This window comes from Pseudomonas sp. KBS0707 (assembly GCF_005937945.2).
GTDB lineage: Bacteria > Pseudomonadota > Gammaproteobacteria > Pseudomonadales > Pseudomonadaceae > Aquipseudomonas > Aquipseudomonas amygdali.
On record NZ_CP041754.1, the window covers coordinates 3108271 to 3133942 of the forward strand.

Annotated in this window: 22 protein-coding genes and 1 pseudogene; 17 read left to right on the forward strand and 6 right to left on the reverse strand. The window is 57.7% G+C overall.

Annotated elements, in window-relative coordinates:
* The first annotated feature begins 1 nt into the window (after position 1).
* From FFH21_RS14610 to FFH21_RS14650, 9 genes are read left to right on the forward strand one after another with little or no spacing between them, the layout of a single operon-like run.
* On the forward strand, positions 2 to 1855 hold the full coding sequence (locus tag FFH21_RS14610; RefSeq protein WP_004665382.1) for an IucA/IucC family siderophore biosynthesis protein: 1854 nt from the start codon (positions 2 to 4) through the stop codon (positions 1853 to 1855).
* The gene (locus FFH21_RS14615) at positions 1855 to 2628 is read left to right on the forward strand and encodes an HpcH/HpaI aldolase/citrate lyase family protein (protein WP_004662649.1); all 774 of its coding nucleotides are present in this window, start codon (positions 1855 to 1857) and stop codon (positions 2626 to 2628) included. The genes FFH21_RS14610 and FFH21_RS14615 overlap by 1 nt, the downstream gene beginning before the upstream one ends.
* Positions 2629 to 2632: 4 nt before the next feature.
* Positions 2633 to 4516 (forward strand): IucA/IucC family siderophore biosynthesis protein, encoded by a 1884-nt coding sequence (locus tag FFH21_RS14620; RefSeq protein WP_011168763.1) that lies wholly within the window; start codon positions 2633 to 2635, stop codon positions 4514 to 4516.
* Positions 4506 to 5426, forward strand: coding sequence for an ABC transporter substrate-binding protein (locus FFH21_RS14625; RefSeq protein ID WP_011168764.1), 921 nt, complete (start codon positions 4506 to 4508; stop codon positions 5424 to 5426). Before FFH21_RS14620 ends, FFH21_RS14625 begins: the two co-directional genes overlap by 11 nt.
* Positions 5423 to 6412, forward strand: a complete 990-nt coding sequence (locus FFH21_RS14630) for an iron ABC transporter permease (protein ID WP_004665389.1) — start codon at positions 5423 to 5425, stop codon at positions 6410 to 6412. The genes FFH21_RS14625 and FFH21_RS14630 overlap by 4 nt, the downstream gene beginning before the upstream one ends.
* Positions 6405 to 7436, forward strand: a complete 1032-nt coding sequence (locus FFH21_RS14635; protein ID WP_011168765.1) for an iron chelate uptake ABC transporter family permease subunit — start codon at positions 6405 to 6407, stop codon at positions 7434 to 7436. Before FFH21_RS14630 ends, FFH21_RS14635 begins: the two co-directional genes overlap by 8 nt.
* 10 nt (positions 7437 to 7446) lie before the next feature.
* A complete protein-coding gene (locus FFH21_RS14640) occupies positions 7447 to 8238 on the forward strand; it encodes an ABC transporter ATP-binding protein (RefSeq protein ID WP_004665393.1) in 792 nt (263 codons plus the stop codon).
* Complete coding sequence (locus FFH21_RS14645; RefSeq protein WP_004665394.1) at positions 8235 to 9014, forward strand: IucA/IucC family C-terminal-domain containing protein; 780 nt, start codon at positions 8235 to 8237, stop codon at positions 9012 to 9014. Before FFH21_RS14640 ends, FFH21_RS14645 begins: the two co-directional genes overlap by 4 nt.
* Positions 9011 to 9649 (forward strand): RraA family protein, encoded by a 639-nt coding sequence (locus FFH21_RS14650; protein ID WP_011168766.1) that lies wholly within the window; start codon positions 9011 to 9013, stop codon positions 9647 to 9649. The genes FFH21_RS14645 and FFH21_RS14650 overlap by 4 nt, the downstream gene beginning before the upstream one ends.
* 4 nt (positions 9650 to 9653) lie before the next feature.
* On the opposite strand, the gene FFH21_RS14655 is transcribed toward FFH21_RS14650, so the two are convergent.
* On the reverse strand, positions 9654 to 10100 hold the full coding sequence (locus FFH21_RS14655; RefSeq protein WP_011168767.1) for an NUDIX hydrolase: 447 nt from the start codon (positions 10098 to 10100) through the stop codon (positions 9654 to 9656).
* Between the two features lie 253 nt (positions 10101 to 10353).
* On the opposite strand from FFH21_RS14655, the gene FFH21_RS30855 reads away from it, so the two are divergent.
* A complete protein-coding gene (locus tag FFH21_RS30855) occupies positions 10354 to 11715 on the forward strand; it encodes a PAS domain-containing methyl-accepting chemotaxis protein (RefSeq protein WP_004667638.1) in 1362 nt (453 codons plus the stop codon).
* A gap of 154 nt (positions 11716 to 11869) precedes the next feature.
* Positions 11870 to 12876 (forward strand): annotated as a pseudogene (locus FFH21_RS14665) (EAL domain-containing protein).
* A gap of 45 nt (positions 12877 to 12921) precedes the next feature.
* On the opposite strand, the gene FFH21_RS14670 reads toward FFH21_RS14665, so the two are convergent.
* Together FFH21_RS14670 and FFH21_RS14680 are read right to left on the reverse strand one after the other, a co-directional pair.
* Positions 12922 to 14040: a metallophosphoesterase gene (locus FFH21_RS14670; protein ID WP_011168769.1), complete on the reverse strand. Its 1119-nt coding sequence runs from the start codon at positions 14038 to 14040 to the stop codon at positions 12922 to 12924.
* 633 nt (positions 14041 to 14673) lie between these two features.
* The gene (locus tag FFH21_RS14680; protein ID WP_011168770.1) at positions 14674 to 15708 is read right to left on the reverse strand and encodes an IS110-like element ISPsy16 family transposase; all 1035 of its coding nucleotides are present in this window, start codon (positions 15706 to 15708) and stop codon (positions 14674 to 14676) included.
* Between the two features lie 168 nt (positions 15709 to 15876).
* Here FFH21_RS14680 and FFH21_RS14685 point away from each other — a divergent pair, with 168 nt between their 5' ends.
* From FFH21_RS14685 to FFH21_RS14700, 4 genes are read left to right on the forward strand one after another with little or no spacing between them, the layout of a single operon-like run.
* Positions 15877 to 16869, forward strand: coding sequence for a TRAP transporter substrate-binding protein (locus FFH21_RS14685; protein ID WP_032704177.1), 993 nt, complete (start codon positions 15877 to 15879; stop codon positions 16867 to 16869).
* A gap of 4 nt (positions 16870 to 16873) precedes the next feature.
* Complete coding sequence (locus tag FFH21_RS14690) at positions 16874 to 17368, forward strand: TRAP transporter small permease (RefSeq protein ID WP_004665401.1); 495 nt, start codon at positions 16874 to 16876, stop codon at positions 17366 to 17368.
* A complete protein-coding gene (locus FFH21_RS14695) occupies positions 17365 to 18651 on the forward strand; it encodes a TRAP transporter large permease (RefSeq protein WP_004665402.1) in 1287 nt (428 codons plus the stop codon). Before FFH21_RS14690 ends, FFH21_RS14695 begins: the two co-directional genes overlap by 4 nt.
* A gap of 25 nt (positions 18652 to 18676) precedes the next feature.
* Entirely contained in the window at positions 18677 to 19903 is a 1227-nt protein-coding gene (locus tag FFH21_RS14700; RefSeq protein ID WP_004665403.1) for an aminotransferase class III-fold pyridoxal phosphate-dependent enzyme, read from the forward strand.
* On the opposite strand, the gene FFH21_RS14705 is transcribed toward FFH21_RS14700, so the two are convergent.
* From FFH21_RS14705 to FFH21_RS14715, 3 genes are all read right to left on the reverse strand, one after another.
* Positions 19876 to 20769, reverse strand: a complete 894-nt coding sequence (locus tag FFH21_RS14705; RefSeq protein ID WP_011168771.1) for a LysR substrate-binding domain-containing protein — start codon at positions 20767 to 20769, stop codon at positions 19876 to 19878. The two genes, FFH21_RS14700 and FFH21_RS14705, sit on opposite strands and share 28 nt — an antisense overlap.
* Before the next feature lie 79 nt (positions 20770 to 20848).
* Positions 20849 to 21922: an NAD-dependent epimerase/dehydratase family protein gene (locus FFH21_RS14710; protein ID WP_011168772.1), complete on the reverse strand. Its 1074-nt coding sequence runs from the start codon at positions 21920 to 21922 to the stop codon at positions 20849 to 20851.
* A gap of 148 nt (positions 21923 to 22070) precedes the next feature.
* Entirely contained in the window at positions 22071 to 23138 is a 1068-nt protein-coding gene (locus FFH21_RS14715; protein WP_011168773.1) for an AraC family transcriptional regulator, read from the reverse strand.
* A gap of 264 nt (positions 23139 to 23402) precedes the next feature.
* Here FFH21_RS14715 and FFH21_RS14720 point away from each other — a divergent pair, with 264 nt between their 5' ends.
* Positions 23403 to 24773, forward strand: coding sequence for an NAD(P)/FAD-dependent oxidoreductase (locus FFH21_RS14720; RefSeq protein WP_011168774.1), 1371 nt, complete (start codon positions 23403 to 23405; stop codon positions 24771 to 24773).
* Positions 24770 to 25618, forward strand: coding sequence for an SDR family oxidoreductase (locus FFH21_RS14725; protein WP_011168775.1), 849 nt, complete (start codon positions 24770 to 24772; stop codon positions 25616 to 25618). The genes FFH21_RS14720 and FFH21_RS14725 overlap by 4 nt, the downstream gene beginning before the upstream one ends.
* Positions 25619 to 25672 lie beyond the last annotated feature (54 nt).

Below are 25672 nucleotides of genomic sequence, written 5' to 3' on the forward strand. Positions count from 1 at the left end.
CATGGCTACCCCTTTACCGCTGAAACGCAACACCGTTTCACCCTCAACGGCCACCGGTGCCTGGCTGGCTGATATCAACCCCGAGCGCTACCAACAAGTACAGCGCCGGGTAATCGGTCAATTGCTGCAAACCTTGCTGTACGAGGCTGCACTGCCTTATCGATGCGAGCCGCTGGACGATCATCGGCATCGTTTCACTGTCGCTGTCAGTGATGGTGTGGAGTACCACTGCGAAGGCCTGCTGAGTACCAGCTTCGAGCTGATACGCCTGGATCACGCCACCCTTGAACGCTTGGACAGCGCCGGGGAGCGTAGCGTGCCGGATTTGCATCTGGCGTTGAGCGAGCTACTCAGCCCGTTCAAAGACAGCCCGCACCTGGCACGCTTCATCCAGGAAATCGAGCAGACCCAGCTCAAGGACCTGCAAGCGCGCAGTCAGGGTTATCAGCCCGCAAAACCCGCACATGAGCTGGACGTTGACGCTTTGGAACAGCACTTCATGGACGCCCACAGCTACCACCCGTGCTACAAGTCAAGGATCGGTTTTTCGTTGGCTGACAACCGTCACTACGGGCCCGAATTTGCCACGCCGTTCGGGGTGGTCTGGCTGGCAGTGGCGAAATCGAGCGCGTCGGTCGGTCATGCGCGCAACATGGATTTCCAGGCGTTTATCCGCCAGGAACTGGGCACACAGCGCTGGCAGGAAATGTCCCGGGACCTGGCCGCGCAGGGCAAATCCATTGAGGACTATCAACTGATGCCAGTGCATCCGTGGCAATGGGACAACGTCACGGTATCGACTTTCTACCCGGAACTGGCCAGCGGCGAGCTGATTTACCTGGGCACCTCGACCGACGTCTACAAGGCTCAGCAGTCGATTCGTACACTGGCCAATGCCAGCCAGCCCAAACGACCTTACGTCAAACTGGCGATGAGCATGACCAACACTTCCAGCACGCGCATTCTGGCGCGGCATACGGTGCTTAATGGTCCGATCATCACCGACTGGCTGCACCAGTTAATCGCCACCGACAGCACTGCGCGTGCGCTGAATTTTGTGATTCTCGGCGAAGTTGCCGGTGTCAGCTACGACTATCGCCACCTGCCGGAAGCGCGTTCGACGCAGACCTACGGCACGCTGGGTGCGATATGGCGCGAAAGCCTGCATCAGTACCTCAAGGACGATGAGCAGGCGGTGCCGTTCAATGGCCTGAGCCATGTGGAAAACCGCTATGGCGATGGTGAGCAGGCACCGTTCATCGACGCGTGGATCCGCCAGTACGGCCTCAAGGAATGGACCCGGCAATTGCTGCAGGTCACGGTGCCTCCGATCATCCATATGCTCTACGCCGAAGGCATCGGCATGGAGTCTCACGGTCAAAATATCGTGCTTATCGTCAAGCAGGGCTGGCCGCAGCGTATCGCCCTCAAGGACTTCCACGACGGCGTGCGTTACTCACCCGCGCATCTGGGCCGCCCTGAACTGTGTCCGGAGCTGGTCCCGCTGCCCGACAGCCACGCGAAACTCAACCGTAACTCGTTCATCATTACCGATGACGTGAATGCGGTACGCGACTTCTCCTGCGACTGTTTCTTCTTCATCTGCCTGGCCGAAATGGCGATCTTCCTGCGCCAGCAATACCAGCTGGATGAGGCGCTGTTCTGGCAGATGACCGCCGACGTCATTCTCGACTACCAGCGTGCGCACCCGCAGCATCGCGAGCGCTTCGAGCTGTTTGATGTCTTCGCACCGTCTTATGAAGTGGAAGAACTGACCAAGCGCCGCCTGTTGGGTGACGGTGAGCGTCGCTTCCGCTCGGTGCCTAACCCGCTGCATACCTACAGGCCGCAATGATGCTGAGGACCAATACACTCAAGAGCAGACTTGGCAGCGGACAGCCTGTGTACGGGCTAATCAGTTCGATCCCGGCCCCGGCCGCCATCGAGTTGATCGCCGAGGCCGGTTTCGACTTCGTGATCATCGACATGGAACACGTGCTGATCAACCCGGAAACCGTGGAGAACATGATCCGTGTTGCAGAGAGCTACGCCCTCACGCCATTGGTGCGGGTCGCCGATCTCAATCCGAAAACCCTGCTGCGCCTGCTTGATGGCGGTGCGCAGGGCATCGTTTTGCCGATGATCGAGAGCCCCGAGCAACTGGCGGATGCCATTGCCGCCTGCAAGTACCACCCGCTGGGCCGCCGCAGCCTCAACGCCGGTCGTCCCGGCTCGTTCGGCAAGCACAGCCTGGCGCAGTACGTTGAAGCCGCCAATCAACAGATCATGGTGGTAGCGATGATCGAAAGCGCCGAAGGCGTGCGCCGCGCCGCCGAGATTGCCCGTGTGCCGGGGCTGGACATGATTCTGGAAGGGGCCGCAGACCTGTCGCAGTCACTCGGGATGCCCTGGCAGATCGATCAACCCGATGTACAACAAGCGTTACTGGCCACCTGGCAAGCCACCAAGGCAGCAGACGTCGCCTATTGCACCATTCCCCGTAAAGACGGCGACGCTGCCCGCTGGCAGGCTCGCGGCGTCAATGCCTTCGTCCTCGGCGATGAGCGTGGCATTGCCTTTCGCGCACTTCAGGCGCGTCTGGCCCAACATTCAGCAGAAGGAAAATAATCCGATGAACTTCACTTCACTCGCCGCTGACCTGGTCATGCAGGATCTGGTCGATTGCCTGCTGGCTGAAGATTTCTTTGGCCGCGAGCCATTGAGCCTGCAGGACACCGCTCACTGGCAAGCGCGCCACCCGCAAGCCCCAAAACTTGAAGGGCAGAGCAGCACACAGCAAATCTGGGAATGGCGCTGCGGTGACTCGGAGCAGCGCTTCATCAGCGTCGCGCTGCGCCCAGGCATTACTCAACAATGGGAGAAAGTGCCCGGCACGCCGGTGCTGGGCCGTCAGGCTGAGCGCTGGACACAGTTGTCCCCGGAAGAGTTCATGAAATGGGTATTCGCCGGTAAAACAACCCTGCTTCAGGACAGCGAGCGCCAGGACAATGAAAAGGGCATAGCGCTGTTTCTGGAGGTGTTGCGCATCAGTGTCTGGCAGACCGCGTTGTCGCTGGACCATAAAGTCGACGAGCACAACCTGATGGCACAGGACGGCGCTACGTTCTTCAGGACGATGGAACAGTGGGCTTCGCTACGTGATCGCCCATACCATCCACTGGCCAAAGCCAAGCAAGGCTTGAACGAGCAGGAATACCAACAGTATCAGGCCGAGTTTGCCCGGCCGGTGGCGCTGAACTGGGTCGCCGTTGACAAAACCTTGCTGCAATGCGGTGACGGAGTAGGGGATTTGAACGAGTCTTTCCCTGCTCGCCACCTGCTGCCAGAGAATCTGCAAGCTGTCCTTGAGCAGGAACTGCAACAGCGCGGCATTGCCGACAGTCACGTTGCGCTGCCGGTTCATCCTTGGCAATTCGAGCATGTTCTGCAGGTCCAGCTGGGCGATGCCTTCGCCAGGGGCGATTGTCAACGTCTGGCCTTCAACGAGGCCGCGGTATACGCCACCTCATCGCTGCGTTCGATGACACCGTGCCTCGACAGCCCCGATTACCTCAAATTGCCCATGGCGATCTATTCGCTCGGCGCGTCCCGCTACCTGCCAGCGGTGAAAATGATCAACGGCGGGCTGAGTGAAAAACTGTTGCGCCAGGTTGTCGACAAGGATGAAACCCTGAGTCGCTCGCTGCACCTGTGCGACGAACGCAAATGGTGGGCGTTCATGCCCCCCCAAGCCACTCTGTTCGACGAAGGCCCCCGGCATCTTTCGGCCATGGTGCGAGGCTATCCGGCAGCCTTGCTCGACGATCCGGAATGCCGCCTGCTGCCGATGGCGGCGCTGGGTACACCGTTGCCAGGCAGCAATCGGCATTTCTTCGATGAGTGGATGGACTATCGCGACCTGCCGCGCAATCAGGCTTCGGTACTGACACTTTTCCGCGAGCTGAGCCACAGTTTCTTCGACATCAACCTGCGCATGTTCCGCCTGGGCATGCTCGGCGAGGTGCATGGCCAGAACGCAGTCATAGTCTGGAAAGCCGGTCAGGCACAAGGGCTGTTGTTGCGCGACCACGACTCGTTGCGTATTTTCGTGCCCTGGCTTGAGCGTAACGGCATGCGCGACCCGGAATATCGAATCAAGAAAGGCCATGCCAATACGCTTTATCATGACCGTCCTGAAGACCTGTTGTTCTGGCTGCAGACACTGGGCATTCAGGTAAACGTGCGGGCAATCATGGATACTCTGGCCCAGGTGTATGAGGTACCGGTAAAAGCGCTGTGGACGGTATTGCGCGATGTTTTGGATAATCTCATTACAACCATCGAATTTGACGACGAGGCGCGTGCCATGATCAGGCATCAACTGTTCGAAGCCCCCAACTGGCCGCAAAAACTCCTGCTTACACCCATGATTGAGCGCGCAGGCGGACCGGGCAGCATGCCGTTCGGCAAGGGCGAGGTGGTCAACCCGTTCCATAGGTTGCGCCGTGCAACCTGACCAACATTTGCATCCTTCGCGGCGCACGGTATTGCGCCTGTCATTGGGGTTACTGGCGCTGCCCGGCATTGCCTGGGCAGAGCCATTGCGCGCAACGCCACCAAGAGTCGTCACCTTGTTTCAGGGGGCGTCCGACAGCGCCGTGGCCCTGGGCGTGACGCCGTGCGGCGTGGTGGATTCCTGGAGCGAAAAACCGATGTACCGCTACCTGCGCCCGGCGCTGGCGGCGGTACCGCATGTGGGCCTGGAAACCCAGCCTAGCCTTGAAGATATCGTGCTGCTCAAACCCGATCTTATCGTCGCATCACGCTTTCGCCATCAACGCATCGCGCCGTTGCTCGAGCAGATCAGCCCCGTGCTGATGCTGGAAGAGGTGTTCGAGTTCAAGCGCACGCTGGCGATGATGGGCGCTGCCATGCTGCGTCAACAGCAAGCCATGGACCTGCTTGGCCAATGGCAACAGCGTGTGACGGCGTTGCGCAGTCGGTTGCAGGAGAAATTCGCCGGGCGCTGGCCGATCACCGTGTCGGTGCTCGACATTCGTGAAGATCATATCCGCAGCTATCTGCCCGCCAGCTTTGCAGGTTCGGTGCTGACCGAACTGGGCTTCGCCTGGACGCCCACTGCCCGCGAAGCAACGGGCGTTTCCCTTAAACTCAGCAGCAAAGAGAGTTTGCCTGTGGTCGATGCCGACCTGTTTTTCATTTTTCAGCGCGCGGACAGCAAAGCCGCGCAGCAAAACTACGACAAGCTGGTCCGACACCCGTTCTGGCAACAGTTGCGCGCGGCGCAGGACGGCCAGGTATGGCGCGTGGATGCCGTTGCCTGGAGCCTGTCCGGTGGCATTCTGGGTGCCAACCGCATGCTCGATGAAATCGCTCGCGTGGCCATGGCGGATAGTCCCTCATGACCGCTGCGGTAAAACTGGGTCTGGGACTGTTGGTGTTGATAGCGTGCATGGGATTGAGCCTGGCAACCGGAGCCACCTGGATATCGCCCTCTGCGATTGTCCGAAGTGTGTGGCAGCCTGATGCGCTTAGCGCTATCGAGCATGTGCTGCTCGATACGCGCCTGACGCGAACCCTGATGGCCGTCGCCGTGGGTTCCAGTCTGGCGGTTGCTGGCGCGCTGATGCAGGCACTGACGCGCAACCCGCTGGCCTCGCCCGGTTTGTTCGGCATCAATGCCGGGGCGACGTTTTCGATCATTGCCTGTTCGTCGTTGTTTGCGCTTTCGTCCATGAGCCAGTGGCTGTGGTGCGCGTTCATTGGCGCGGCGGTAGCAGGGACTATTGTCTGGATAATCGGCAACCGCGGGCAGGGCAGTCTCAACCCATTGCGAATTGTGTTGGCCGGTGCGGCGATCACCGCGCTGTTTACCGCGTTCAGTCAAGCATTGCTGGTGGTCAATCAGGACGGCCTGGACACCGTATTGTTCTGGCTGGCCGGTTCCTTGTCGGAACGCGATCTGACCACCGCCGCGCCATTACTGGTATGCGTGGTTGTGGCACTGGCCGGGTCACTGGTGCTGGCCGGGCAGGTCAACGTGCTCAATACCGGCGAAGCCATCGCAACCGCATTGGGCCAGCGTACAGGCTTGATTCGCCTGCTGATGAGCATCGTGATCATTGCCCTGGCGGGCAGTGCTGTAGCGTTGGCCGGGAGCATTGGTTTCATCGGGCTGCTGGTGCCACACATGGTGCGCAAGACACTGTCCATCGATCATCGCTGGCTGCTGCCCGGCTGCGCGTTGCTGGGCGCAACGCTGTTGCTGCTGGCCGATACGCTGGCGCGGGTGGTGATTGTGCCTCAGGAAGTCCCGGTGGGCGTGATGACCGCACTGTTCGGCGCGCCGTTCTTTATTGCGCTGGTTCGCCGGGGGGCACGTTATGGATAGGCATCTGACCCTGCGCTACCGCGGTTTTTCCAGGCAGTTCAGCCTGACTGCATTGATACGTCTGTTGATCGGCGCAACGCTGACATTGCTGATCGCTCTGGGCTCGCTGGCCGTGGGCAAAATCAACCTGTCGCCCGCGACCCTTTTGAATGTTTTTACCGGTCAGGCGGATGCAATTCTGGTTTTCATCGTCGAACAACTGCGCATGCCCCGACTGGTGCTGGCAGCACTCGTCGGCGCGGCGCTTGCGGTGTCCGGGCTGATCCTGCAAAGCATCATCCGCAATCCGCTGGCTTCACCGGACCTGTTGGGTATCACCAGCGGTGCCAGTGCGGCAGCAGTGTTATATCTGTCATTCTTCTCGGTTGCTTTGGGGGCGCAATTTCTGCCCTTGGCGGCGATCTCTGGTGCAGGCCTTGCCGCACTGGTCATCTATCTGCTGGCGTGGAATCAGGGCGCTTCACCATTGCGCATGGTGTTGATCGGAGTAGGGGTGTCGGCCCTGCTGGCAGCGGTGACGACGTTCGTTCTGGTGTTCAGCCCGCTGACCACTACCTTGTCGGCTTATGTCTGGCTGACCGGGAGCGTGTATGGTGCCAGTTGGCCGGAGCCCCGCGCCCTGGCGGGCTGGCTGGCACTGACTTTACCGCTGCTGGTGCTGCTCGCCCGCCAGGTGCGCATGCAGCAGCTCGATGATGATCTGGCTCAGGGCATCGGTGTGCGCGTGCAATGGCTGCGCGCCGGGTTGCTGCTGGTGAGTGTTGCGCTTGCAGGTCTGGCGGTTGCGTGGGGCGGGGCAATTGCCTTTGTCGGCCTTATTGCACCACACATTGCCAAACGTCTGATGCCACCGGGGTTTACCGGACAGGCGCTGATGGCGGCGCTGATCGGTGCCAACCTGGTAATGCTCGCCGATCTGGCTGGCCGCACGCTGTTCCTGCCACTGGACCTGCCTGCAGGGATTTTTGTCGCGGTGCTGGGCACACCGTTTTTTCTCTATTTATTGATCAACCAGCGGCATTAAGGAATTACGGATGGCGTCAATCGCAACCCACGACCTGACCCTGAGTTACCAACGGCAGGTGATCATCGACAGCCTTGATCTGCAGTTGCCCGCGGGCGAGGTAAGCGTGCTGATCGGCAGTAACGGTTGCGGCAAAAGCACCTTGCTCAAATCCCTGGCGCGTCTGCTCAAGCCGCAGCAGGGCACTGTGGTGCTCAACGGTGCCGATATCCACCAGAAATCCACTGCTACAGTCGCGCGCGAACTGGCGATTCTGCCGCAAATGCCAAGCGCCCCGGAAGGCATCAGCGTACGTCAGCTGGTGGCACTGGGCCGTTATCCCTATCAGAACTGGATGCAGCAGTGGTCCGTTCAGGATGAAGCCATGGTCGAACGGGCGCTGGCGCAGACCGGTATGCAGGAACTGGCCGAGCGGCCCGTTGATGCGCTGTCAGGCGGCCAGCGTCAGCGCGCGTGGATCGCCATGACGCTGGCCCAGGATACCGACATCGTATTGCTGGATGAGCCGACGACCTTTCTCGATCTGGCTCATCAGATCGAAGTGCTGGACTTGTTACGCGACCTCAATCGCCAGGAAGGCAAGACCATCGTCATGGTCCTGCATGATCTGAACCTGGCTTGCCGTTATGCCGATCACATGGTCGCCGTCCACGAGCGCACCGCCTTTGCCCAGGGACGTCCGGCCGACATCCTTAGTGAAGCACTGGTCAAGCAGGTCTTCGGCCTCAATTGCCGGATCATTGCCGACCCGTTCTTTGGTACGCCGCTGTGCATTCCCTTTGGCCGGGAACTGCCGCAATGAGCCTGGCACAGGCTTTCAGCGAACCCGAATGGGCACTACTGTCCGGGGCGTTGCGCCTTAAACACGCAGTTGACCGCGATACCCGCTCGTTGCCAGCCCGTGCTTTGCTTGACGACGAGGTGTGCGAACAATTGCTTGCAGCATTGGGGCCGATCATCGGCTCTCCGACGCAGGCGATCACCGCGTCACTGCTGGCCAAGCGCTTTTCCTTCCTGAGCACCGGTGCCTGCCTGTACGCCATGTCGGTCTACGACAAGGGCTTGATCCTGTCGCTGGACAACAGCGTGATCGAATACGCACACGATGACGGCCTGTGGACCTCTTCAATGTCCTTGGACGACGTAACACCTGTGGGTTATGAACCGGGCACTCGCGAGGCGTGGCGGGAGGTAATTGTCGGCACCTTGTTCCGCGACCTGCTGCAGCCTCTGTGGGAAACCTTCAACCGTATCACTGGCATTTCCCGGCGCATCCTTTGGGAAAACACCGCCGTACGCGTTTATTCGCTGTACGACAAACGCATGGAAAAAGTTGAAGACTCGGCGATTCGACAGCGCTGTGATGCGGATTTCGACTGGCTGCTGAATCAGGCCGACCCGGCACTGTTCGGCCTGAACTACAACCCGTTGAAACACTTCCGGCGCCCACCGGTTTTGCTCGAAGCCGAAGGCAAAAGCATCCGTTTTCGGCGCACCTGCTGCTTCTATTACGACGCCAGCAACCCCGTCGAGTATTGCTCGACCTGCCCGTTATTGAGGCCAAAAAAATGTCGATGAACAAGCACATTGCACACCGTCAGCAACAACTCAGTGACGCCGTGATAGAGCAATACCGGGGCATTGCCGCCTCCACCATCGGCCACCTGACTGACAGCGGTTATCTGCCAGGGATCAGACCACTGTTCGACGGCGTGCGACTGGTCGGCAACGTGGTTACAGTCAAAGTACAGCTGCCCGACGGCAGCATCCTGCGCGATGCATTGCTTAACAGCCTGCCTGGCGACGTGCTGGTCATTGAATGCGTCGGTGACGATCATTGCGCCTGCTGGGGCGAGCTGCGCACCCTGGCCGCGCTCATCAAAGGCCTGGCCGGCGTAGTCATATCAGGTGCTGTTACCGACGTCGCCGCCTTACGCGAACATCGTCTGCCGGTATTCAGCCGAGGTATCAGTGCGGTGACCACGCGAAGTCTGGGGGAACGTGGCGAACTCAATGGGCAGATTAATATCGGTGGGGTTGTTGTTAATCCGGGAGACATTGCCATTGGCGATGACGACGGAGTGTTCATCCTGAGTGCGCAGCAGGCGAGTGAGTTGTTGCCTGGGTTGCTGGCCAAGGAACAAACGGACCATGACAAACGGGAGGAGTTTTTGCGACGACTGGACAGGGATGAAGCACCTGCTGCCGGTTAGCACATTAATCCAGCAGAGACGCATTCTTGAGTAGATCAAACAGCCCTTCAGGTACAAGCGCAGATTCACTGGTAAAACTGGAAGCAGAATGCCACGCGGCCTTGAAAGTTGCCCCGTCGCTTTCAAGGCCAGCCAGCCAGGGCTTCTCATAGATTTCTGCGTCGTCAAATCTTGCATCGTAGACCTGCACGATCTCGTGCCCTGGCTTGCCCGCGTAGGTAAAAATGCTCTCCAACGTGCCAATCAACCGAACGTTGCTGATCGAAAAGCCCAGTTCTTCATACACTTCCCGGACCACGGCATCGATACTCCGTTCGCCAAATTCTATGCCTCCGCCAAGAGGGCGAAAAAGCGTTTGCTTTGCAACGACGTCGTGGAATTCGTTGACCAGTATTTTTCCCTGGTGGTGAAAAACGCAAAGAACGAGGGCACGAATGCGCGGTTCTGACATGAATAAATCTCCTTTCCAGCGTTCTGCATGAGTCACACACAGACGTTATCAAGTTGTTGTTCAGCCATTATTCAGGTGAATAGCTGACCGACAGCTACCTTACAATTTAATTCCGTGCAAACTTACAATTAATTGTCATGTATTAACCGTTATCGTACGACCAGACAGGCAATCTGGATCCTAATCATATTTCGGAATTTACATCAGGATTTTCCGACGTTTAGTTGACCAGCGCGCTAAAGATTTCGATTCGATGACCGATGAAGGTGGCAAGCCCAAACTGTCCCGGATAGCCGCAATGTTTAACTCTCAGTTGAAAAAAACCAACAAGGCATTGGAGCGCCGCCTCGCCATGCTTGAACAAGCAGGGCAAATTCTGAATCTGGAGACAGTTGCCGTCGTTCTGGACGGGGCGGGCAAAGTGCAGTCAGTCAATGCCTTGTTCGAGACAGAACTGAGCTATGCACAAGCCGAGATTGCCGGGCGCGGTCTCTCTGAGTTGAGCCCGCCAGAGCTGAGCGCTGATGTTCACCAGAAGCGTGCTCTGGCTGCTATTCGGGATGGCAAACATTTCAGCGGCACGTTGCGCCTGGTCAGCAAAACAGGGGCCAGGGTGTGGCTGAGAACTGTGGTTGTCCCCTTTAAAAACGAAACCGGCGGTGTGGAGCAGATCACGCTGTACTCAAGCGTTTTGACACGCACCATCGAAGCCTCTCGCGAGAACGAAGCCCTCGTGAACGCACTGCAACGGTCAACCGCCGTTATCGACTTCACCCTCGATGGAATAGTCATCGCAGCTAATGACAACTTTCTGAAAGCAATGGGCTACGAGTTGCATCAGATAAAGGGAAAACATCACAAGATTTTTTGTTTGCCTGAAGAGTCCGCCTCGGACGCCTACACGCTGTTTTGGGAAAGGCTGCGTCAGGGTGAATTTATCGTTGACCGTTTCCGGCGCGTCGACAAGTCCGGTCGTGATGTATGGCTGGAAGCGTCCTATAACCCGATTACCGACGCCAATGGCAAGCTCTATAAAATCGCCAAGTTTGCAACGGTCATTACTGAACAGGTTGAGCGTGAGAAAGCTGTCGCTGAAGCGTCGGAGATGGCCTATCAAACATCTATCGATACCGACGGCAGTGCCCAGCAAGGCCGAAAAGTCATCAAGGACACCTTGCAGATGCTGGGCCAGCTGACGATTTCGATGGAAGAGGCCACGCGGGGCATCGAGGCACTGGACTCTCAAAGTCAGGTCATTGGAACGATCATAAAAACCATCAGTGGAATCGCCGAGCAAACCAATTTGCTCGCACTGAACGCAGCTATTGAAGCCGCGAGGGCGGGCGAACAGGGCAGGGGGTTCGCGGTGGTAGCCGATGAGGTACGTCAGTTGGCCTCCCGCACGACCAAAGCGGCAGAAGAAATCATAAACGTCGTGAAGACCAATCAGAGCCTTGCTTCAGATGCCGTGGGCGTGATTGTGCGCAGTACCGAGCAGGCTTCCGAGGCGCTGGTGCTGGCTAACGATGCAGATCGTGTCATCCAGGAGATCCAGCAAGGCGCCAACACAGTAGTTCGAGCCGTCAGTCGGTTTGTCGATCAGCGCTCGAGTTAGTTGCAAACGGCGGAACACTACCGAGCCCGGTGGTGTTCCCGGTCATCATCCTGGCAAGGGGCAATAGGGCGTAGCGAATGCCGACTAGTGTGAAGTCTGGCGACCGCTGAACTGCCTGCAGTCGTACACCTGTCGTCATTTGAGCGTAGCGTTCATGTCATTCATTCGCAGTCCGCACATGGTTCGTAAATACCTTTACACCCTGCTGTGGTTTTATCTGTTTTCTATTTTTTTGGTGGCCATCGCGTGGGAATTCAAGCTTGAGTCCTTCGCCATGTACGCCATGAACTTACCGTATGATCAAGACTTTGAAGATGCCGAGCGCTGGCGTTTTGTATTAACGTCGACCGGGTTTGCAGTGCTGTCGATGGTCGTACCGTTCATTCTTTTGAAGCGCCTGATGCAACGCTTGCAAGACAGCAAATCCAGCCGTTCTATCAGCCTATTGTCAATCTTCCGAAGCAACGCCTCGCGGGCTTCGAACTATTGGCGCGATGGCTGCACCCCGAGCGTGGAACTATCATGCCGCTTGACTTCATACCCGTGGCAGAACAGTTGGGGCTAATCAAGCAACTCACTGAAAGTCTCCTGCTTCAGGCCTTCGATCTGGCGCGTGACTGGCCCAGCGACTTTACGCTGTCCATAAACGTCACTTCATTGATGATCGAAAGTGTCGATTTTCCCGACTGGTTGGCCCACGTGGCCAGTGAAGGTCAATTTCCACTGAGTCGGCTGGAAGTGGAAGTGACGGAAAATGCCCTTGTGGCCAATATCGACAGTGCACGCCTGAACCTGGAGCGTTTGCGCGCTATGGGTGTGAGCGTAGCGCTGGACGATTTCGGTACGGGCTATTCGGGGCTTTACCGCCTGACCAAACTGGCCATCGACAAAATCAAGATCGACCGGTCTTTCTTTGACACCTCACTGGATAACCAAAATGAGATGGTCAAAGCCATCCTCGCTCTGGGAAAAAGCCTGCGCATGAAAATCACCGCCGAAGGAGTGGAGCACGAGGAACTTGCAGACTGGTTAGCCTCCCACGAGTGCGATTTCGCTCAGGGTTACTTGTTCGGACGGCCCTTGCCTTTGGCCCAGGTGACAGCGCTGCTGGCAATGGCCGAGCCCGAAGTGCCGATAAGGGCGCGCGCCAGTGCCGGGTAGCACGAACGTCGGGCGCACAGGATGTGGCGCGCCACTAATTGCAAGCTATGGTGCACGCCGAAGCGTAATCCGGGTCAACTCCGAAGGCTGGCCAAGACGAATGGCAAACCCGGGCCAGAGTGCGGTGCCGTTGTTGACGTACAGCTGCATCCCGCCGACATCATAAAGCCCCGACACAAATCCCCCGTTGGCCAGGGCCAGCAGGCGGTGAAGACCGAAGATCATTCCGCCGTGGGTATGGCCGGAAAGTTGTAAAGTTACCCCTTTAGCCGCGGTTTCTCGCGCGTTTCTCGGTTGATGGTCGAGCAGGATGATCGGTGTGTCTTTTGCGATGCCTGCTATGGCTTTTTCAACGTCTGGCGCGGGGAAGCCGGTTTTTGGTGCGGTCACATCGGTGACGCCAGCAAGAGCGATCCGTGCGCCGTCGCGCTCGATCAGAGTGTGGCTGTTGGCGAGTGGCACCATCCCCAGCGAGACAAAGTGCTGCATCCACGTCTGGTTGTCGAAAAAGTATTCATGATTCCCGGGTATGACATACACGCCGTCAGGCGCCCGTAAATCGCGCAACGCTTCGACATCCTGCTTTCGGTTGTTGAGTGAGCCATCAATCAGGTCGCCGGTGATGACGATCAGATTCACTCCCAGCGCATTCGACTGCTGCACCACCGCCTGCGTCCATGGTGCGTCAAACAGGCGACTGATGTGCATGTCGGTCAGTTGCAATACTTTGTAGCCCTCGAACTGCACAGGAAGGTTTTTGATCGCGATCTGGACGTCTTTCACAGGCGGCACGCGCACGGCCTGCTGGACGCCGATTGCCGCCAGTACCAAGGCTGCCACACCGATGACGTAGCGCAGATTTGCCGGAATGGTCAGTGTTTTCCGGCGCAGCAGCATCGTCAGCGACGTTGCGATATCGACGATGATTTGCAACACCGCAAGCAACAGGATCGCGCCAAACGCCCAATTGAACAGCATCACGACGGTGCGTGGAAATTCCGGCGAAAACACGCTCCCGGAGGAAAGCCGGCAATACAGATGATATTGCGAGGCTAGAACAAGCAGCAGAGCAACTGCAATTCTGGTTGATAGCGCCCACGGCATTGGCCATAAGAACCTGGCGATAACGTACAGGCAGGGCAGGCTGAACATAACGTGAAACATCAAAGCGCTCCTTTAGTCATCCGCCGATAGTAACGGCTCGCCTCTCGATGCGTCGACCGGTGGGCTCCGAATCAGTTGACAGGGGCTTTTACTCACTTGACTCATAAGCGGATGAAGCAACGCCCGATACTGGAAACGTGGTTGGTGCCGCTTTCGGCTGCGGGCCCGGCCTTGCTCGCGATCCTCCCTTCATGGAGCGGGTTTTCAGTACCTGGAGCGTTGACTGAGAATGCCGGAATGGCAGGAAATGGCATCCATAAATAAACGTATGGATGCATTAAGCATCCTAATCGCAAAAAGCCATCTCTTAATTGACTACAAGGGCTTCCCCATTGAGCACAAGCCCAATAGTTGCTGTTTGACTCAGCTGCATATGCCGGATCGACGTAAGAAGGTGAAGGACTGCGGTACTACAAACGGTCATCTTGAGCTGATCGCTCGGACCCTGATGAAAGACGCACGTGAGGGCCTCGTTCGCTAACCGGGACTGAATTTCCCATACGATTTTTCAGGTATCCCCCACGCAGGTCCAACCCGCTTCACATCAACGACGGCAGTGCACATTGATCCTTTTATCCGCTCATGATCCTCGCCCTAACGCCTTACAAGGTGATCAGTCATGACCTCTGGTGTTTACGCGCCCGTTGGTTCTGCCTGTTCAGGCTTGAACGTGTCGCCGTAATGCAGAACGGCCCAGGCCATCCTCGCATTCTTGGCGGCAATCGCCACGGCCGCACGCCAGTAACCCCGTCGCTCTATGAGGTTGCGGATCCAGCGACTGAGAGGGTCTTGCTTATCGCCCAGGTTGGCCATGACAGATCGAGCTCCAAGCACCAGTAGACTGCGTAAATAGGCATCCCCGGCTTTGGTGATACTCCCCAGGCGCTGCTTGCCGCCGCTACTGTATTGGCCTGGCGTCAAACCGAGCCAGGCAGCCACTTGGCGTCCGTTTCTGAAGTCGTGCCCATCTCCAATACTGGCCACTAAAGCACTTGCAGTGGTCGAGCCAACCCCACGCAATTGCAGCAGCCTACGGCTACGATCATCTTCGCGAGCGATCTGATTGATGGCTCGATCAAGTTCCACCAGCCGATCCTCGATATGGCTGGTGTGCTCCAACAGTTCACTCATGCACCGTCTTGCCCAGCCAGGCAAGGTGTCCAGACAGGGACCAATCTCTTTTCTCAATCGCTCTGGGCTTTGTGGCAGGACCACGCCGAATTCAGAAAGTAATCCGCGCAGTCGGTTGTACGTAGAGGTGCGTTCTTCGATGAATCCCTGGCGGGTTCGATGAAGGCAAAGAGTGGCCTGCTGATGCTCGTCTTTAACAGGGACAAACCGCATGCTGGGTCGGGTCACTGCCTCACAGATCGCGGCCGCATCTGCGGCATCGTTCTTGCCGCGCTTACCCGACATTCGATAAGGCGAAACGAGTTTAGGAGCCATCAACTTGACCGTATGGCCGTGCTCGGCGAACACCCTCGCCCAATGATGAGCGCCTGAGCAAGCCTCCATACCAATCAAGCACGGGGGCAACTGGGCGATCAATGGCACCAGTTGATCCCGCGCAACCTTGGGCTTCACCAAGGTGGCTTTACCAGCCTCATCGATGCCGTGAACGGCGAATACGGCCTTGGCTAGATCGATTCCCACGGTAATAATTGGCATGGACTTCCCCTCCTGTGGTTTTGATGCAGGTTTGACACTTCATCATGGCACTTCGATGCCGATTCGCGACTTTCGCCGCGCCCTTGGGACGGGGAAGTCCCTTTCATTCGCTAAGGTCGGCACTCATGGTTAATGGCTGCAACGCTATTCAACGTAGAGTTCGCCGCCATGCTCAAATTCTCATCTCGTTTAAACGCTGTTTTCGGAGCCCTGACCGGGTTGGCTTTGCTGATCGGCGCAAACGCCGCGATGGCGGACCAGACGTTACGTTTAGCCCATGCCTCCAGCTCCAGCAGCCTTATCAATCAGGCGATGACGCGATTCGCCGCCCAGGTCAGTGCGCAAACCAACGGTGAGTTGAAAGTGCAGCTCTACCCGGACGGCCAACTGGGTGATGAAGCGCCTATTGTCGATTCGGTCGGCGCAGGAGCCATCGACATTGGCCTGGGCGGCTCGACCGACGGCATCGATCCGCGCCTGAATGCGCTGTCGCTACCATTTTTGTTCGAAGATTCGGTCGCCGTGCATGCCTACCTCGATAGCGAGGCCGGCAAGAAATTCCTCAGCATGGGCCAGGATCATGGCTTCGTCATGCTCTCGGCGCTGGACTCTGGCTTTCGTCAGTTCGCCAACAGCAAACACCCGATACTTCAGCCCGCAGACCTCAGCGGCCTGAAAATACGTACGCCGCCCAACCCCGTGATCCTGGCAACCATCAAGCAACTGGGCGGGCTGGGACAGTCGATTCCGTTCGGCGAGGTGTATACCTCGCTGCAATCGGGTGTAGTCGACGGTGTGGAGCCCGAGCTGCGCGATTTTTACGACCAGAAATGGTACGAGGTCGCCAAATATGTCTCGCTCTCGAACTACGTGTGGTCGGCTAACTTCTGGTTCATCAACAAGGACAAGTACGAAAGCCTGAGCACAACTGACCGGGCAGCTCTCGACAAGGCGGTGGTAGACACCACAGCCTGGTATCGCTCGCAGCTGGAAGCGGTGTACAGCAAGATTCAGCAGGAAATGCAGGGCAAGGGCGTGAAGTTCAATGACGTCAACCCGCGTCCATTCCGCGAGCTGAGCAACCCGGTGTATGCCCAGTTCGGCAAGGTCTGGGGCGAAGACTTCGTCAGCCAGCTGCGACACGACGCGCAAGGCGAGTGACGCCATGTCTATCAGCCCGCATCCCGACCAACCGCCCAGCAGTCTGGCTGAACGCTGCCTTGCTGTATTCGGCTCGCTGATGTTCGCCGTGACCTTTCTGTCCATTCTGGCAGGCGTTTTCTCGCGTTACCTGAATCTGCATGGCTTCGAATGGTCGTTCGAGATCGCCACGATCGGGTTTATCTGGGTGACATTTATTGGCACCGTGATCGCTGAAATCAGGCACGAAAACGTGCGATTCCAGGGCCTGGTGGGCATGCTGCCAAGGTCTTTGCAAAAGGCCCTGGATGCCTTTGCCAGTGTGGCCCTGCTGGGTATCAGCGCTTGGCTGCTGAGCAGCGGTGTTGCGTTCATTTCACGCACCGGCTGGATGCCAACCCCAGTGCTGCGCTGGCCCGCCGGGCTGAGTTCACTGGCGTTGATCAGCGCCGCCGCGATGCTTGCGCTACTGGCTGTGGTTCGTCTGACACGCCTGATTCGCAACGGAGTACGCCCATGACCGTGCTGATCCTTTTTCTGGCGTTTTTCTGTTTGCTGATGGCTGGCCTGCCAGTTGTCTGGGCGATGGCCGGTGGCAGTATCGCGGCCCTGCTGTGGGGTGATCTGCACATGCCGCTGGCCTGGATTGCCCAGCAAACGCTGCGCGGTGCCGACTCGTCGACCCTGGCCTCGATACCGTTGTTTCTGCTGGCCGGAGAGCTGATGAACCGTGGCGGTCTGACGCTGCGCATCATGCGTGTTGCAGAGCACTGCTTCGGGCGTTTGCGGGGCGGACTGGGGCTGGTGAATGTCGCCACTGCGTTCGTCTATGGCGGTCTGACCGGATCAGCCACCGCCGATACTGGCACCGTTGCCAAGGTCATGATTCCGGTGATGGAGGCGCGTGGCTACCCACGTGCCTTCGCCGCTGCTGTTACAGCAGCCTCTGGAACGCTGGGCATTATCGTACCGCCGAGCGTCATCCTGATCATGTTCGGCGTGTTGACCAACACGTCTATCGGTGGTCTGTTCATGGCCGGCGTTATCCCTGGCCTGATGCTCGCCGCAGTCTTCATGATGACCGCTTACATAGTCGGGGTTCGCGAGGGCTTTCCAAAAGCTGAAGGCAAGATGGACTGGGGCCTGTTCCTGCGGGACACCGGTGGCGCGCTGCCTGCGTTGCTGATGCCGTTCATGGTGCTCGGGTCGATAGTGACCGGCTTTGCCACGGCCACTGAAGCGGCGTCGCTGTCAGTACTCTATGCGCTGTTCGTCGGCACCATTGTCTATCGACAACTGGGCTGGCGCGATCTATTCCCGGCCGTGACCGAAGCGGTGACCACCACCGGCTCGGTAATGATCATCATGGCTGTGGCCATGCCGTTTGGCTGGATCCTGACCTTCGAACTGGTGCCCCATACAGTGGCCACCTGGATTGTCGGCCTGCATACCGGCCCGCTGGTCACCATATTGCTGGTGATTCTGGTACTCAAAGTGGTCGGTTTCTGGCTGGACCTTGGCCCGGCAATGATCATTCTGGCGCCGATTCTGGTCCCCGTGGCCAAGGCTGCGGGCTTCGAGCCCTATCAGATCGGCCTTATCTTCACCATGACCCTGGGTTGGGGACTTTTCACTCCGCCTATCGGCACCAACATCTTTGTGGTGTGCAACGTAGGACGTATTGATATCGGTGCCGTATCACGACGATTGATACCGTTCTGGATCGCCACCGCGTTTGCCATCGCCTTGCTCGTGTTTTTCCCGAATCTGACCCAATGGTTGCCCCGCGTCATGGGCTATTGATACCTCCCATTTCCTGAGAATAAAGATGAAACATTTGATCGGTGGAATTTCCAGCGGCGGCCGCGCTTTGCCCGAAATCGACGGCCAGGCTTTCAATGTCGCACGCTCCAATGGGCCATGGCTGTGGGACAGCAAGGGTGTGCGCTACGTGGATACCGCAATGGGTTTTGGTGCAACCATGCTGGGCCATGCTCAGATGGAGGTCATGGCAGCGGCCAGTGCAGCAATGCTCAACGGCCCGATGCCTTCCTTTGCCCACGCGGACGAGGAGGCCGCTGCTGCCGCATTGGCGACATTCACCGGCGATCTCAGCCAGGTGATCTTCCTCAACACCGGCAGCGAAGCCGTGCACCTGGCCTGCCGCACCGCGCGCGTGGCAACGGGTCGCCAGCGCATTGTAAAGTTCGCTGCCGGCTATGACGGCTGGTACGACTCGGTAGCCTTTGGCAATGCGGGGCAGGCCTCGGCCTTGATGAGCGGCACAACCCGGCCTGAACGTGATGGCATGCTGCTGTTGCGCTACAACGATTTTGAGGATGCCGAACAACTGTTTCGCGATTACAGCGACATCGCAGCCCTGGTGGTGGAACCCGTGTTGGCCAACGCAGGCTGCATCGAGCCTGCGCCGGGCTATTTAAAGCACCTCAGCGATCTGGCTCACCGCAATGGCGCACTGGTTATCCTGGATGAAGTGTTGATGGGGTTGCGCCTGTGTCCAGGGCTGACCGGCACGCTGCTGGGTGCCGAGCCTGATCTGGCCACGGTCGGCAAGGCGATCGGCAGTGGTATTCCGGTCGCCGCTCTGGTTGGCAAACCCGAATACATGCGTCTTTTCGAGCAGGGAAAAATCGTACGCGCCGGCACCTACAGTGGAGCGCCGCCAGCGTGCGCTGCAGTACTAGCGACCCTCAAGCAACTGGCGACCGCCAACTATGCCGCACTGCTGACACGCGGTGACCAGCTGCGCGCCCAACTGGTCGCAGCCTTTGCCAGCAAAGGCATGGCCGTGAGCAGTACGGGTTACGGGTCAGTGTTCACGTTATGGCCCTCGGCGACGCCACCCAGAACCTACGCCGACGCGGCGCATGTGGCCGACAGCGAGTGGACGCTTGCGCTGCACAAAGCGCTGCGCCGTGAACGGGTCATGAGCATGCCGTTTGCCTTTGGCCGAACTTATCTGACCTTTGCGCATCAGGAAAAAGCGCTGCAAGCGGTGCTTGAAGGTTACAAGGCTGCCATCGCTTCGCTTTGAGACTCGCTTTCAGAACGGCTTTCGGCCTGAAAGCAATCACGGACGAAATGCGCCAGGCGGCGGGTGTTCAACAGGGCATGTTCGGGCACCAGCAGCTCCAGTTCGATGCTTGGCAGCCGGGGCAACTGCTCGGATTTCAGGATGCGCCAGCCAGATGGAACAACTGAAGCGGGCAATACCGTCACCGAGGTGCCCAGCCGAACCGAATGCATGACGCCCGGCAGATGAGATGAAGAACTGACCACCCGCCAGGGCGTCCCCAACATATCCAGCGCCTCAATGATCTGCGGACGCGCCCGGCAGCTTTCGGTAAATAACGACAATGGCAAAACCTTCTGTTGCTCGGGAAAATGCCCCGGCGCTGCGCACCACAACATCGGTTCGCACCTAAGTAACTCACCCTGCACCTTGGTGCCGGAGCGGGTGATGATCGCTAGGTCGATGCTACCTTCGGTAATCATGGACTCGAGGCGAGAAGAAAAATCACAGATGATTTCTACCTGCAGATGCGGATGGCGCAGGGTGAATGCCTGCATGAGCTCGCAGCCCAGCGACTCAAGATAGTCATCCGGCATGCCTATACGAACGCGAGTGGCTTCCTGCCCGCAATCGAGCGCGGCAAGCGCCTCGTCTTCGAGCATCTGGATACGCCTGGCGTAGCCGATCAGCCGTTCACCATGCTCCGTCAGCGTAACGCCACGGCGTGACCGCTCCAACAGCTTGCGCCCGACCCGGGATTCCAGCCGGCCCAGCATCAGGCTGACAGCTGCCTGGGTCTTGCCGATACGCTCACCGGCAGTGGTGAACCCGCCGCAATCGATGACAGCAACAAAAGCAGCTAGGCAATCGGTATCGAGATGGCGCATAGGGAGACCTCGGGTGAAACCTGATAAGCGAGGTCTATGCACGTTCCATTCCGTTACGGGAAGTGAAGCAACTTGAATGTCACGACCGATGCTTCTCATTCGCCTGGCTGTTGAGCTGACGCTGCATATCCCAGCAACGGTAATGATCTGTCAGCGTTTCCGTGATGGATCGATATTTGATGCCCAGATCATTCAGGCTGCGTTGGTTATCCACCACAAAGCGAATGCCGAGGTGCTTGCTCAGATAATCCTGAGTGAGTCCGAAGAAGGGACCAATCAACCTGACAATAGCGTCGGGAATGCGGTAACGCGGCAATAACCAGGGGCGTCGATGCAAACGGCGCACAATGCCAGCTATCTCCACGAAAGAAATCATATGTTGTTCAGCAAGGATATAGCGCCCCTGAGCGTCAACCTTGTTCGCTGCGATGATATGAGCTGCCGCTACATCCCTGACGTCCACGGTAGTCAGACTCAGGTCGGGCATGCCATAGAAGAAGTAACCGCGGAACATCTCATCCAGAAGAAACAGGCTTCCGGAGTCCGAGGCCGGCGTAAGAGAAGGGCCGAGAATCATGCCCGGATTGATAGTGACCAGGCTCCAGCGAGTCTGCTTCTCGCAGATCCGCCATGCTTCTTTTTCGGCCTCGACCTTGGCGTAGTGATAGGGGTTGGTTTCAAGCGTGCTGCTGGTATTGAAATAGTCTTCGGTAAGGGTCTTGTTCTTCATGTGCAAAACGTCAATGTAATCGCCAAAGATTGCCCCGACGGTGGAGGTCATGACGACACGAAGGACGCTGGGCGTTTTATCGACACTGCTCAGAACGTTCCGGGTGCCCAGCAGTGCAGGCTCAAGCATTTCCCGGCGGCCGTCCTTTATTTTTTCAGGCAGCAGAAAGGGCGACGCCACATGATGGACAACCGTGCAGTCGTGCATGGGCGCATCAAACGCGCCGTCTACAAGAAGATCTGCTTCGAACAGGTAAAGTTTGCCTGGATGTTGCTTTTGCAACGTCAGCAGAGGAAGCACTTTTGCCCTGTTGGTGAGGTTGCGCACGGTGGTATTGACGACATTGCCGCTGGCAAGCAGTTGCTGAATCAAGTGGCAGGCCACAAAACCGCCACCCCCGGTAACAAGCACTCGTTCTGTCATCACGGCCCATCTCTTGTTTGATTATTTATGGAGAGCAGAGAGCTACGATAAACAACCGGTCACAGAACGATCAGGGGTTGAGCGGACACAAAAGGGGGCGGCAGCGGACGTTTGATGATCACGTATGTTCTTGCGAGTACGCAAAAACTCAGGAGGTTGACAGGCCCTGGATGTCTTTTCGAAATTGTTGAATTTCGTATCTGGCTTCGCGGGGCGTTACCCCGGTCCAGCGTTTGAACGCCCGACGGAAATCACGAATATCGCTGAAGCCGGTTTCAGTCGCCACGTCGATCAATTTCGTTTCACGGTGACTCAGGAGTGACAATGCTCGGGTCCTGCGTAGCGAGTCGATGACGCCCTGATAGGACTGTCCCGCCTCGTCAAGACGACGCCTTAAGGTGCGTTCGCCGATATTGAGCTGTTGCGCAAAGTCATTGAGTGACGGCGGAGCGCAGAGACGCTTGCGTATTTCCCGTTGAACGGTTTCGACAAGATCTGACGTGCCTTTATCTTCCCAGTTTGCACTGTCCAGCAACTCTGCCACTTCTGCAGCCACGAAGTCATCGCGCGTCAACAATGGAATGTCCAGCCACAGGGCATCGAATTCGATCAGATTGTGAGCACCGGCAAATACCACCGGGCAGCGGAATATTTCGCTGTATCGTTGCCGGTGCGCAGGCTCTGGATATTCAAGCTCGATGCGGCTGGGGAGCATGTCATGATGCCCAGTCAGATGCCGCGCAATGGCCATCGCGCTGGCGAATGCCTCCTCCAGATAAAAACTGATCACGTCAGGGTCAAAGAACTGCGGCACCATGTAGGTCAGGCAGCGACCTTCATGAAGCTCCATTCGATGGCGGAGCAGGGCACCGGCATGCTTCTGGTAACGGATGGCCAGGTCCAGCGCCTCACCCAGCGTGGGACTGGCCTGCATACCCAGCCCGACAATGCCCCATGACACTGCTGTCTGGCGCTCGCCGACCGACAGACCCAAGCCGTCATCACCCAGCACCGTGATTGTTCGGCGTACCAGCAGGTTGCTTTGCCGATGCGACAGAAGATAGCCGGGCTTTTTCAGGTCATCAGGGGCAAAACCCAGGCCACGGCATAACCACTCGGCATCGACGCCACGTTCGGTCGCGTACTGCAGGAGCATGCGCGATACCTGCGGCGGAGCCGAGGCTTCAGAGAACAGTGGGTCAGCAATGAGCTTCATGTTGATCCGGACCTTTTACAGACAGGTTTTATTGTTTTATCGAATCACAGCATGCCTGAAAAAACAGCCGAAACACCCCTCGAATCGTTAAATTAATCATTGATCCGACCCGCCAGCCGAACAAGTCCGTTACCACCCCCTTTTACGTCCATTGGCCCCCTGCATGCTCCGCGCCTCCTTGGCTAAATTAGGGTTCTCGCTGTTGAACCCGAGGAATACAAAGTGAGCCACGAGAACAACAAGATCCACGATTGCGCCGACGCGGTGTGCATTATCGGAAGCGGCCCGGGCGGGCTGTGTATGGCGAGGGCGCTCAAGCGTCAGGGCCTCGATTACGAGCAGTTCGAGCGACACGGCGAAGTGGGAGGCGTATGGGATATCAATAACCCCGGAACCCCGATGTACCAATCGGCGCACTTTATCTCCTCTCGCGATCAGTCAGGGTTTATCGACTATCCCATGCCCGCGCACTTTCCCGATTACCCGAGCAATCGACAGATTTTCGAGTACGTTCGCTCTTTTGCGGTGGCGTTCGATCTGTACGACAGGATCCGTTTCAACACCGCAGTCAAAGACGTTGAAAAAGAACAGGATGGACGCTGGCTAGTCACGCTGGCCAGCGGTGAACGACGCCGCTATCGCGCGGTAGTGTGTGCCACCGGCTGTAACTGGGACCCTAACATGCCTGAAGTGAAAGGTCAGTTTGAGGGCACCGTTCGGCACTCGGTAACGTACAAGAACCCCGACGAATTCAAGGGCAAGCGGGTGATGGTCATCGGTGCGGATAACTCCGGTGCCGATATTGCCTGCGATGCGGCCAAACATGCCGATAAAGCCTTTATCAGCATGCGTCGCGGCTACCACCTCATTCCCAAGCACCTGTTCGGGATGCCGGTTGATGAGTTCGGTGAAAAGGGACCGCAACTGCCGATGTGGCTGGCTCGCCCGGTTTTCCAGACCATTTTACGGGTCATAAATGGTGATACCCGGCGCTTTGGTTTGCCCAGGCCGGACCACAAGCTCTTTGAAAGCCACCCGTTGCTCAATACCCAGTTGCTGCACTACCTGCAGCACGGCGATATTCAGGTAAAGCCGGACGTGTCCCACTACGAGGGTCAGCACGTGGTGTTCAAAGACGGCACGCGTGAGCCACTCGATCTGGTGCTGTATGCCACCGGGTATAAATGGAGCTGCCCCTATGCCGCGAAGTATTTCGAGTGGCAGGGCGGTCGGCCCCGGTTGTACCTGTCTATTTTCAGTCGTGAGCATCACAACCTGTTCGGCATCGGGTACGTCGAGACGAACTCGAGCGCCTATAAGCTGTTTGATAGCGAGGCGCATGCTGTCGCTTGTTACTTGCGTGACCAATTGCATCAGAAAACCCAGGCCAGTCATTTCGATCAGTTGATTGCTACGGACGACCCGGATCTTTCCGGGGGAATCAAGTTCGTCAAATCCCAACGCCACGAGGTGTACCTGGAGGCGCATGCGCTCAAGAAATACCTGCGCAAGCTGTTTCACAGCCAAGGCTGGCCTGCGGTCGAAGAGGGTTATTACAAAAGCCTGCGTAAAGGCACTGGCTATATTCCTGCGCCACTGCAACAGAAGGTCGCCATTCAGGAGACGTGCTTATGAAAACGGTGGTCCTGATTACCGGCGCGGCCGGCGGCATTGGCCAGGCGATCTGCGCCCAGCTGATCCGCAGGGGCATGCAACTGATACTGGCAGACATCGACGAAAAGCAGCTGCGCGTGTTGGCGGAAAGCCTCGGCGAAGATGCTTTTCCCTATGTAGTTGATCTGACCAACCAGGAAAGCCTGGCAGGCTTGATGACCTACATAGAGTCAGAGTTTGGCCGACTTGACGTGTTGATCAACAATGCAGCCATTGCAGTAGTCGAAGCGTTTGATACACGCTCGGTGGAAAGCATCAGTCGAGAGCTCAACATCAATCTCGTCGCACCGCTGATCCTGACTCGTCTGGCCATTCCATTGCTCAAGCGCTCGAACGACGCCCGGGTCATATCCACTGTTTCATTGGGGGGCGTATTTCCCACGCCCGAATCACCGATCTACTGCGCCAGCAAGTTCGGCCTGCGCGGCGCAATGCTCTCGATCGGACTGGATCTGGCCGAGAAGGGCATCAAGGTCGGTTCCATCCTGCCAACCGCGACAGACACCCAAATGCTGCGCAAGGAAGCGATCGAAGGCGGCAACGCTTTACAGTTCATTGCACCGCCACAATCGCCGGACGACGTCGCACGTCAGGTGTTACTCATGCTCGACAAGCCTTGCCTGGAAAGGACACCGAAACCGAGCGAATCCTTGGCATCCAGTCTGGCTATGCTGTTCCCCAACCTGTTGCCGCGCACCACCCGGTTGCTGCAAAAGCGCGGTGAGAAAGGCATGAAGAAGTACATCGAGTCGCTCGGCGAGCGCGGTCTGGCGCATCGGGTGGAGGGGATTTGGCGTTTGAAGTAGCAGCCGTCTGCGCTGCGGACAACACAGAGCGTTTCAGGGCTAAGGGCTTGCGGA